Raw genomic sequence first — 10,725 nt, 5'->3', positions numbered from 1 at the left:
GTGACCGACCGGGATGGCGATAGCAGCAGCACGACGTTGGCGATCCAGATTGTCGACGATGAGCCGACGGCGGTGGATGACAGCAACCAGATCGATCTGTCTGCAGGTAGCGACCAAATACAGTTGTTTGCATTACAGGATCCTGCTGTCAGCATCAGCGGTAACGTCATGGATAATGATTTGGCGGGTGCCGATGGTGCGACTGTGACGACACAAGACCTGTCCGATGATATTGGTCACTTTGTGTTGGCTGCGGACGGTTCCTATACCTTTGAACTGAACGACAATAATGCACAGATCCAGGCACTCGACAGCGGCGAGACGCTGGTGCGTGAGTACACCTATGTGCTGACGGATGGCGACGGCGATAGCAGTGAAGCGACGCTGACCATCACCATTACCGGCAGCAATGATGGACCTAGCCTGGAGGTATTGGGCGAGGGCGGTCAGGTGTTCGAATCCGGCCTGGCGTCAGGTTCGGATGCAGCCAGTGACAGCGAGCTGACCAGCGGCAGCTTCCGGGTTGGGGATGCGGATGGCCTGGATGATATCCAGAGCATCACGATTGCCGGTACCGAGCTGCCGGTGGGTCCTGATGGCCTGCTGGGTCTGGTTGGTGAGACCGTCAATACGCCGTATGGCCAAGTGACGCTGGACAGTTTTGATGAAACCAGCGGTACCTTTACCTATATCTATGAGCTGTTGCGGCCGGTAGACAACGACTCGTCCGCGGCGGTGAGTGCTGGCGCGGACACCAATGGCTTTAGTGAAACCATCAGCCTGGAGGTCTTTGATGGCGATGACCGCGCCAGTGGCAGCTTCGATGTCTACATTGCCGATGACCAGCCCGCGAGCGGACTAAATGATACCGTCCAACTGGATGATGATGCTCTGGCGAATGGGATTGTTGGTGGTACTGACGATGATGTGGATGCCAATCACCTGACGGGGACCTTGAGCCATACCTTCGGGGCGGATGGCGGAACCTTGAGCTGGTCTACCGAGACTCCGACCAGTGGATTCACCTATGTACTTGACGCTGATGACAGCAACATTCTGTATATCATGCAAGGTGATACCAAGGTAATGACGCTGACACTGGATCCGGATACCGGTGACTACAGTGTTGAGCAGAATGCTCCTGTAACCCACGCCGATGGCCTGGATGAAAACAATGCCACCATCGATGTCGGTTATGTGGTCACCGATGGCGACGCCGATGTCAAACCGGGCACATTGACGATTAAGGTTGATGACGACACACCGGTTGCTCAGGACGATTACGCCACCGTTGAAGCCGGCAGTCAGCAAAACTTCAATGTCTGCTTCGTGCTCGACTTTAGCGGCAGTATCAGCAATACCAATGTTGACACCATGCTGGATGCAGTACAGGCGGCAGCGACCAAGCTGTTTAACGAGGCGAGCGGCAATGTGGCCATTCAGTTGGTCGCGTTTTCCGGCACGGCTCAGGCTTATGATGTCGTGACGACCCTGTCCGATCTGACGGATCTTCTCAATAGTCTCAATCCGACGCTCCCCGGTGGCGACCGTCCGTATGATGGCTGGACGGACTTTACTGCCGCAGTGAACGAGGTAATGGACTCCTTTACCCCTGTGGTTGGCAGTAGCAATCAGGTCTTCTTTATCAGCGATGGTAATCCGAATGAGCAGACAGGCACCAACAATGCATTGAGTGATAGTGTGGCCCCTATCTGGAATGAGTATGTCGACAATCACAATCTGAATGTCACGACGATTGGTGTCGGTAGCAATATCAATACCGGTAATCTGCAGGACGTCGATGTCGATGGCCTCGGCACGCCGATTCTGATTTCAGGGTTTGATGCCCTGGTCAGCACGCTTGTGGATCAGGTTGCCGGTGGCCTGGTATCAGGAAACGTACTCTCTGGTAGTGATAACAGTGTGGGCACTGCTGACGACGACGGTTTCGGGGCGGATGGCGCTGGCCATATCAGCGCCATTGTGATCAACGGCGTCACTTACAGCTGGGATGGCAATGAGACTATTACCGTCACCACGGCGACGGGTGAGACGACGGTGACTGGCCATAGCCTGACCGGCGTTGCAACTGAATATGGTGGAGCGCTGAGCTTTGATTTCAGCAATGGCAGTTGGAGTTATCAGGCTGCCGATGACATCAACGGCGATAGGCAGGAATCGTTCGAATACACGATTGTCGATAGCGATGGCGATCCTTCCTCCGCCACCTTGCATGTTTATGTCGAGGATCCGAGCCCTCTCGTGGCTCAGGTGGACGAAGATGAGCTTTCCGGTGGCAAGACGGACAACGATGCGGTGACGACTGAAGCGACTGGCAATGTCGGAGATCTGGTCGTCGGCAGCGCTCAGGGAGTCAGTTTCAGCCTGAAGACGGATACCAGCAGCTTGACCCCGGCCACATCTGACGGTGTGGGCCTGGTGTATCAGGTCTCGGGCAATACCTTGACGGCGACGGCGGGTAATACACCCATCTTCACGTTGGTTGTCGAAACGGATGGTGATTACACCTTCACCCTGAATGGGCCAATCGATCACTTGCTGGGTAACGGTGATGATGACGAGTTGCTGAGCCTGAATTTTGCCAGCCTGTTACTGGCTGAGGATACCGATGGCAACCCCGTGACCTTGTCCGGTGATTTCATCATCCAGATTGAAGATGACGTCCCGGTTGCGGTTGCGGATGAGGATGCTATTGCCGAGGATGGTGTCAGTAACCAGATCCATGGCAATGTCTTGCTCAATGATGCGCAAGGCGCAGATGGTGCCGAAGTCATCCCCAAGACGCAAACCAATGCACTGGGTACGTTTACCTTGTTGGCGAATGGTGAGTACACCTTCACGCTGAATAATGCCAACCCAGCGGTACAGCGCCTGGATGACGGTGAAACGCTGACGCAGAGCTTCAGCTATACGCTCAAGGATGCCGATGGCGATACCAGTACCGCATCGGTGACCATCACCATAAATGGCAGCGATGATCCCCTGGTTGCCAACGATGATGCCGCGAGTGTTAGCGAGGCGGCAGTGCAATCTGCAGTCATAGACTCAGCCAGCGTCACAGGCACGAAAAATGTGCTGACCAATGACACCGATCCGGACACATCCGATAAGCCGTTGGCCGTAAGTGATACGAGCCCGCAAGGGCTGTTCCTGCTCAATTCGGATGGCAGTCTGTCAACGACGCAAGTGGGGACGATTACCTTCACCAGCACAGGTGGCTACAGCTTCAGCCTGTTTGATAACTACAAGGCGATGGCCAATGCCCTGGATGCAAATGAGACGATGAAGGTGGGGGCCGAGTACACGGCCGTGAATACAGATAGTGCCACCGACGAGGCCCTGCTGCGGATCACCATCAATGGCGCTGACGACGCGATGACGGCAGTCGATGACGTTGATAGCCTGACGGAGGATCAGGTACAAACGACCGTCTCCGGCAATATCAATGTGTTGACCAATGACGTTGAGCCGGATGCTACGGATAACCCCTTGGTGGTCAGTGATACCGTGTCGCAGAAACTGTACCTGCTCAATGCCGATGGCTCGCTGAGCACTACTCACGCTGGGTATATCACCTTTAACAGCACGGGTGGTTACAGCCTCACATTGCTGGACAGCTATAAGGCGCAGGCAAATGCGTTGGATTCTGAACAGTCCTTCAAAGTTGGGGTCGAATACACGGCTCGTAATCAGGACAATGTGAGCGACGATGCCATACTCCGCATCACTATCACAGGTGCAGATGATGCGATGACGGCGGTGGACGACAGCGATAACTTTACGGAAGGCGCGGTGCAATCGACGGTGAGTGGCCACATCAATGTACTGACCAATGACACCGATCCGGACACATCCGATAGGCCGTTGGCCGTAAGTGATACGAGCCCACAAGGACTGTTCCTGCTCAATCCGGATGGCAGTCTGTCAACGACGCAAGTGGGGACGATCACCTTCACCAGCACAGGTGGCTACAGCTTCAGCCTGTTTGAGCACTACAAGGCGATGGCCAATGCCCTGGATCTTGGTGAGACGATGAAGGTGGGCGCCGAGTACACGGCCGTGAATACAGATAGTGCCACCGACGAGGCTCTCTTGCGGGTTACGATAACAGGCACCAACTCGGATCCAACGATTGTTGTGGATACGGACCCCTTGACCACGGGTAACCAGAGCAGCGAATCGGTTTACGAGTCTGGTTTGACGGGCGGCTCCAGTGCGACAGGCAATGGCGAGTTTGCCACAGGCCAGTTTACGGTCGGGGATGCCGATGGCCTGGATGACATCACCAGTATCACGATTGGTACTCAGGTTCTGAATGTCGGTCCCTTGGGTCTGGCAGGATTGGTCGGCTCCGCTGTGACGACAGGGCATGGTGAGCTGAGCATTACCGGTTACAGCAATGGTACTTTTACTTACCAGTACCAGCTGAAATCAGCGGTTGATAACCCCTCACCCAGTAGCGAGAGTGTGACGGAAAGCATCAATTTGTCGGTTTCCGATGGCTCATCCAGCGCGCATACCAGCTTTAATGTGCAGATCGTCGACGATACCCCGAGCGCCGTGGCCGATACCGTCAAGAGCGGTGCAGTCAGTACCGAGACTGTCAACCTGATCTTGATGCTGGATACGTCAGGCAGTATTGGGGACGCAAACATGGCGCTGATCAAGAGTGCGGTTGCCAATCTCATCAATACCTATGGTTCCGCGTTGCAAAGCGTCATGGTGGTGGATTTTGACAGTGATGCCACCGTACTGACCTACAACAACGGGACCAAGGAGATGACGTGGTTGAGCGGCGAAGAGGCCATTGCCCGGATTAATCAGGCAGATGTCTACTCTGAGGGCTATACCGACTATGACGATGCGCTGGATGTGGTCATGTCCACCTATCAGAATGCGACCATCTCTCAGGAACGCGTCACCGCTGACAAGACCTACGCCTATTTCCTGTCCGATGGAGAACCTTATGGTTCGGATGGGTTCGATACGAATGACATCGATGATGATGAGCGTGGCGCCTGGGTTGACTTCCTGAATAGTCTGAAGAATACCGCAGCACAGATTGACGAGGTTTATGCCATCGGCATCGGATCAGGCGTCAGCCAGACGGATTCTGACTTGCGGGATGTGGCCTGGACATCAGACAGCAGTGGCGACTCAAATGCCAATGTCATTCTGATTAGCTCGGCCAGCCAGTTATCTGGAACGCTGACACAACTGGCCAGCAACAGTACGGGGAATGTCACGACCAACGATGTCTGGGGGGCAGATGGCAGTGATGCCATCAAGCTGCAATCGGTTACCTTCGATGCGGATGGCGCCGGGGCTGGGGCGGTAACGACCTATACGTTCGATGGATCACATAGTTCCTATACCATCGATTTGGGTGCCACGATCGGATCGTTGCAGATTAACAGCGATGGTAGCTATGTCTTTACGCCACCGTCATCGGGCGCCACTGGGAATGCGGTCACATTAGGCTATACGATTGTGGATGGCGATGGAGATACCAGTAGTTCAACGTTAACCATTCAGCCGAACCATGCTCCGGTCGCGGGTGATGACAACATCATCACCAACATTCTGAGTGGAACCTTGACGCTGCCGTCGTCCATTCTGCTGGCAAACGACAGCGATGCCGACGGCGATACACTCACAGTGTCCAAGACAGCGTTCATCACCGATTGGCAACCGCGGGGGGCGGATTTTACCAGCAGCAGTATCGTGACCAAGACGGTCGGCAACACGGCTACCCTCAATCGCAGTGATTTCTCCAAGACTGGGCAATTAGCCAATTACGCGACACTGACCGTCAAGGGGGCGCTGAATGGCGTGAATCAGGGCAACAACAGCGATTTGCTGACGCTCGCCTTAGTGGCTGGTGAAGTCCTCAGCATCTCTACGGTTCTGGGTGGGACAGTAGATGCAGCTACTGATATCGCGTTCGAGTATCGACGGGTGGGTGATACCGAGTTCACCCCGTTAAGCGGAGGGTATTTGAACTGTGATGTGTCCGGGAATTACCAAATCCGCGTCGTGAACGTCGATGATAATGGAGCCGCAACTGGCGGAGGAACTGGCGGTGAAAATTATACGTTGGGGCTGAGCATTAACTATGCCGCCGCAGCCGATGATGCACCGACGGTGACTTCGTCATATGTCGTCTCGGACAGCCGAGGTGGCGAGGATGAGGCGCATGTCACCCTGAGTTACCAATCCGGTACCACGCTCAACGGCACCGATGGTAATGACACCCTGATCGCCAACGATACCAGCACAACGCTGAATGGGGGGGCAGGCAATGACATTCTGATCGGTGGTGCGGGTGATGATACCTTGAATGGTGATGCCGGGGACGACCAGCTCAGTGGCGGCGCGGGCAACGACACGCTGCGTGGCGGTTTGGGTGCGGATATTCTCACCGGTGGTGACGGTGCCGATATCTTCAAATTCATGACTGCAGACAAGGATGCCCATGTCGATACCATCAAGGACTTTGCAATTGGTCAGGATAAGCTGGATCTGAGTGACGTGCTGAATGATCCGACGACGGGCAGTCTTGCCAACTATCTCTCCGTCGTACAGGGTAGTGGTGAAGATGCCTTGGTGAAGGTCTACAGTGCGGGTAATGCAACGGGTGGCGGCGCGCCGGATATGACGATTGCCCTGGAAGGATTGGGCTCCAATGCAATCGAGCTGCAGCAACTTCAGGATTATCTGGTGAATCATGACGGTGTGATCAAGTAGTGGCGACCAATGCGGGAGGTGCTTGTCGCACCTCCCGCTTGGCCAGCGTGGAGAGTGGGTTGCCATAGGCAAAAAACGGCCTCAATTACTGACAAGCTACATTTTTTGCGTACAATGAGGTCAGTTGCTAGGTGGGGAGTCATATGGCCATGATTGACTGGCTGGAAGTAGATGGCGTGCGATATGCCGCGCAGGGGGAGAACATCCTCTGCCAGACGGCTGTGGGCTTCCAAACCCTACTACCGGGCCATCAGCTGGATGGGCTGGAGATATCGGATGAACAAGGAAACCCGCTCGGGTTTTTGAATGTCGATTTTCAACTTGGCCACATGGAGCTGACGCCGCTGGTTGCAACGGCCGAACTAGAGGGCACAGTGTTACGGTTCGGGGATGTGGCTGGCGAACATCAGGTTGCCTTGACGCAGTTGCCTGTGCCCGTCCTGACGCTCTCGTTGCAAGATGGCGACATGATGCTGACGGACACTTCCGCCGCCTTGACTGAGGAGCATAGTCATGGCAATTCGCTGGCGTTGACATCGATCGTATCGGATGCAGACGAAACATTGGACACGTTCTTTGGTGCCAGCACCCAAAGTGACATCGAACATTTACCTGTGCTGGAATCGCCAGCCGTATCCGATATTGATTACCTCTATCTGACGCATGGCGCCGATCCAATACAGATGCCGCTGCTTCCAGAATACCCAGATAACGGCATACTGATTTAGTTCAACATTCTGTTTACCGAGGCTTTTTTCTATGCTGATAAAACGGTTCATGGCCGGTTTTTGCGCTGTTGCCATCATGATGTCCACTCAGGCGCAAGAGCTTGGATTACCGTCCAGCGCGCATCTGGTCACCCGCGGACAGGCCTCAATGTCGGTGCCTGCAGACATGGCGACGGTCTCGTTTGCCATCAGCCTGCAGGATGCAGATGCGCAGAAAGCCCGACAAGAGGCAGATCGACGCGTGGCGGCATTTGTTAATGCACTCGAAGCGGCTGGCTTCAATGGCAAGGATGTCGTCGCGGGCAATCTGCAACTCAACCCGGACTTCGAATACAGTGATAAGGGAATACGTCGACAGCTGGGATATCAGGCAGTACGCGATGTGTCGATCCGGATATATCAACTCGAACGCGTAGGACAATTGATCGATGTTGCGCTCAAGGCCGGTCTTAACTCGGTTAACCAGATCGAGTATGGGGTTCGGGATGCCGAGCGCTATCGCAAGCAAGTGCGGGAGCAGGCGTTGGCCGACTCGCGCAATACCGCTGCGGATGTGGCGAAGTCATACGCTGCGTCACTGGGAAAGGTCTATTCCATCCAGTACCTGCCCACTGATCGTGCTGTCCGTCCACTCTCTGCGGTCATGAATATGAAGGCCGAGGGCCAGAGCCTGTTTCAGCCGCAGGCTGTCAACTTTGAAGATACAGTGACTGTGGTTTACCTGATGGAGTAACGCGGTTGCCATTTCTGTGCGTAAACAAAAGCCCGCATCAGCGGGCTTTTGTTTATGTTTAACGCGAACATCAGTGCAGGATCCGGGCTCGCAGGGTTCCATCAATGGTCTTCAAGTGCGCCAGAGCTTCTTCGCTACGTTCGGTCTCGACATCAATCACCACATAACCAATTTCCGGCGTGGTTTGCAGGTACTGGCCTGCGATGTTGATGCCCTGATCGGCAAAGAACTGGTTGATCTTGTTCAGAATCCCGGGCTGATTGCGATGGATGTGCAGCAGACGGCTGGAGTCATGGTGCTGAGGCAGTGAGACTTCCGGGAAGTTGACGGCAGACAGCGTCGAACCATTGTCTGAGTACTTGATCAGCTTGCTTGATACTTCCAGACCGATGTTCTCTTGTGCTTCCTGTGTTGAACCACCGATATGCGGGGTCAGCAGGACGTTGTCGAACTTTTGCAGCGGAGAAACAAACGGCTCACCGTTGGCTGTCGGCTCGACCGGGAAAACGTCAATCGCGGCACCAGACAGATGGCCACTTTCCAGTGCGGCCGTCAGGGCCGGGATATCAACCACAGTCCCCCGCGCGGCGTTGATCAGTATGGCGCCCGGCTTCATGTTAGCCAGCTCCTCGCTACCGATCATGTCTTTGGTTGAGGCCGTTTCCGGAACGTGCAGGCTCACGACATCGGCCATGCCAAGCAACTCCTTGAGTGTGGCAACCTGCGTCGCATTCCCCAGGGATAATTTGTTTTCGATGTCGTAGTAGAACACCTTCATACCGATATTCTCGGCAATGATCGACAGCTGGGTACCGATATGACCGTAGCCGATAATGCCCAATTTCTTGCCACGAGCTTCGACTGAATTGTTGGCGCTCTTATCCCATTCACCGCGATGCGCCTTGGCATTCTTGGCAGGAATACCACGCAACAGCAGCAGAATCTCACCCAATACCAGTTCAGCGACGCTGCGGGTATTGGAGAACGGTGCGTTGAACACCGGGATGCCCCGAGCTGCAGCGGCCTTCAGGGCGACCTGGTTGGTACCGATACAGAAACAGCCAATGGCGACCAGCTTGTGGGCCTCGGCAAGCACCTTTTCATTGAGATTGGTGCGGGAGCGAATACCGACGAAGTGGGCATCACGAATCCGCTCGATCAGATCGGCTTCTTCAAGTGCACCCTTTTGGTAATCGATATTGGTATAACCAGCCGCCTTGAAAGTCTCCACCGTATTAGGGTGAACACCTTCCAGCAGCAGGATCTTGATCTTGTCTTTGTCCAATGAGAATCGGCTCATTTAGGTCCCTCTCGCGCAACGTTATAGTAGGCAACGCCAAGTGTCAGCGCTTGTCGTTCCATCTCTGGTGAGGCAAGTAAACTAGCAAAAAAGGGCCTAGGTGGGCAATCAGCTTTCCTTTTGTTCTGCAGATGATTGAGGTTGTATTCAGTCAGGCTGCGCAATCGTTTTGCAGCCGTTCCAGCATCTGTTTCGTTTCAATCAATTCAATCGGCGTAGGTATTAGCAGATTCTGCCACATGAAGTTGTGATGACGGATGATTTGTTCTGCCGCGAGGTGTGGGCGATTGGCAGTCGTATGCGCATCGCTGATGGCCAGTAATTGATAGTCGAGGCTGGCCGCGGCCCGCAATGTGGTATCGACGCAAAAGTCCGTCGCGCAACCGGTAATCATCAGTGTGCCAACGCGCAACGAGTGCAGCAAAGGGGCTAACCCGGTACGATAAAAGGCGTCGCACGCGGTCTTGCGTAGTACGTGATCATGGGCGGCGCGTCGTAATTGAGGCAATAAGTTCCAGCCTGGTGTGTGCGGCTCTAGCGGATCATCGCGTCCTCCGTCATGCTGAATGAAAATGACAGGGCGTGATTGCAGATGGCAGTGATGGATCAGCAGATTGATGTTGGCGACAACGTTGGCACTGCGATAACGGCTTTGCTCTGAGGCGAATAGCCCTTGCTGCATGTCTATCACAAGCAGCGCGAGACGTGAGGCGCTGGGCATAATGAGCTCCATTCGAGATAATATCGGATGCTATCAGAGCGATGCATGCCGGTCACGGTGTCTGTGTTCATTCGGAGGCGAATATGCGTTTTTCATGCATCAGTATGTTGTTGGCAGGGCTCTTTTCTTGTCAGGTGAGCCTTGCCGGGCAAATCTTGGTCGGTACGGACAATCTCAACGGCAATACGGTGATTCAGACATCGGATCGCAGAGCCAATTTGCTGGTGCCGGTCGACGGAGCTGGCGAGCGCGTATGCTGGTTTAATGGAGAAAAGTACTCGAAGGGAGCAAGGTTGCAAGCGGGCAGCGCGTGGCTAGAGTGCGCGCGCGAGAATGACTACGAGACCAATGGTGCCTTGAGTTGGCGTCCGGTTGGTGAGGCTGGCGCCGCTGCGGGGAAAGTGACAATTCAGACCGGAAAAGGCCAATAGTTTCCCCGTTTTGGCTGATCCTGTCTGGCTGGTCTAGTCTTAGC

The 10,725-nt window shown here is 54.6% G+C and carries 6 protein-coding genes; 4 read left to right on the top strand and 2 right to left on the bottom strand.

Going from position 1 to position 10,725, the window contains the following annotated elements; genetic code table 11:
- The first annotated feature begins 36 nt into the window (after positions 1–36).
- The 3 genes from ACFOSS_RS14730 (at position 37) to ACFOSS_RS14720 (ending at position 8,229) form a co-directional block, all read left to right on the top strand.
- Positions 37–6,768 carry a T1SS-143 repeat domain-containing protein gene (locus tag ACFOSS_RS14730; protein WP_377153887.1) on the top strand — a complete coding sequence of 2,244 codons (6,732 nt, stop codon included), beginning with the start codon at positions 37–39 and terminating at the stop codon, positions 6,766–6,768.
- 149 nt (positions 6,769–6,917) lie between these two features.
- Entirely contained in the window at positions 6,918–7,496 is a 579-nt protein-coding gene (locus tag ACFOSS_RS14725) for a hypothetical protein (protein ID WP_377153884.1), read from the top strand.
- A gap of 31 nt (positions 7,497–7,527) precedes the next feature.
- Positions 7,528–8,229 carry an SIMPL domain-containing protein gene (locus ACFOSS_RS14720; RefSeq protein ID WP_377153882.1) on the top strand — a complete coding sequence of 234 codons (702 nt, stop codon included), beginning with the start codon at positions 7,528–7,530 and terminating at the stop codon, positions 8,227–8,229.
- A 70-nt stretch (positions 8,230–8,299) separates the two neighbouring features.
- Here ACFOSS_RS14720 and serA read toward each other — a convergent pair whose 3' ends face one another.
- Both serA and ACFOSS_RS14710 read right to left on the bottom strand, forming a co-directional pair.
- Complete coding sequence (serA, locus tag ACFOSS_RS14715) at positions 8,300–9,529, bottom strand: phosphoglycerate dehydrogenase (RefSeq protein WP_377153879.1); 1,230 nt, start codon at positions 9,527–9,529, stop codon at positions 8,300–8,302.
- 151 nt (positions 9,530–9,680) lie between these two features.
- The gene (locus ACFOSS_RS14710) at positions 9,681–10,250 is read right to left on the bottom strand and encodes a cysteine hydrolase family protein (protein ID WP_377153876.1); all 570 of its coding nucleotides are present in this window, start codon (positions 10,248–10,250) and stop codon (positions 9,681–9,683) included.
- An 83-nt stretch (positions 10,251–10,333) separates the two neighbouring features.
- Between ACFOSS_RS14710 and ACFOSS_RS14705 the strand changes: the two genes are divergently transcribed.
- Complete coding sequence (locus ACFOSS_RS14705) at positions 10,334–10,681, top strand: DUF1496 domain-containing protein (RefSeq protein ID WP_377153873.1); 348 nt, start codon at positions 10,334–10,336, stop codon at positions 10,679–10,681.
- The last annotated feature ends 44 nt before the right edge of the window (positions 10,682–10,725 follow it).

The organism is Pseudaeromonas sharmana (assembly GCF_042649925.1).
Lineage (GTDB): Bacteria > Pseudomonadota > Gammaproteobacteria > Enterobacterales > Aeromonadaceae > Pseudaeromonas > Pseudaeromonas sharmana.
The sequence above is the reverse complement of the archived record's forward strand: the minus strand, read 5'-3'. Positions and strand labels throughout refer to the sequence as shown.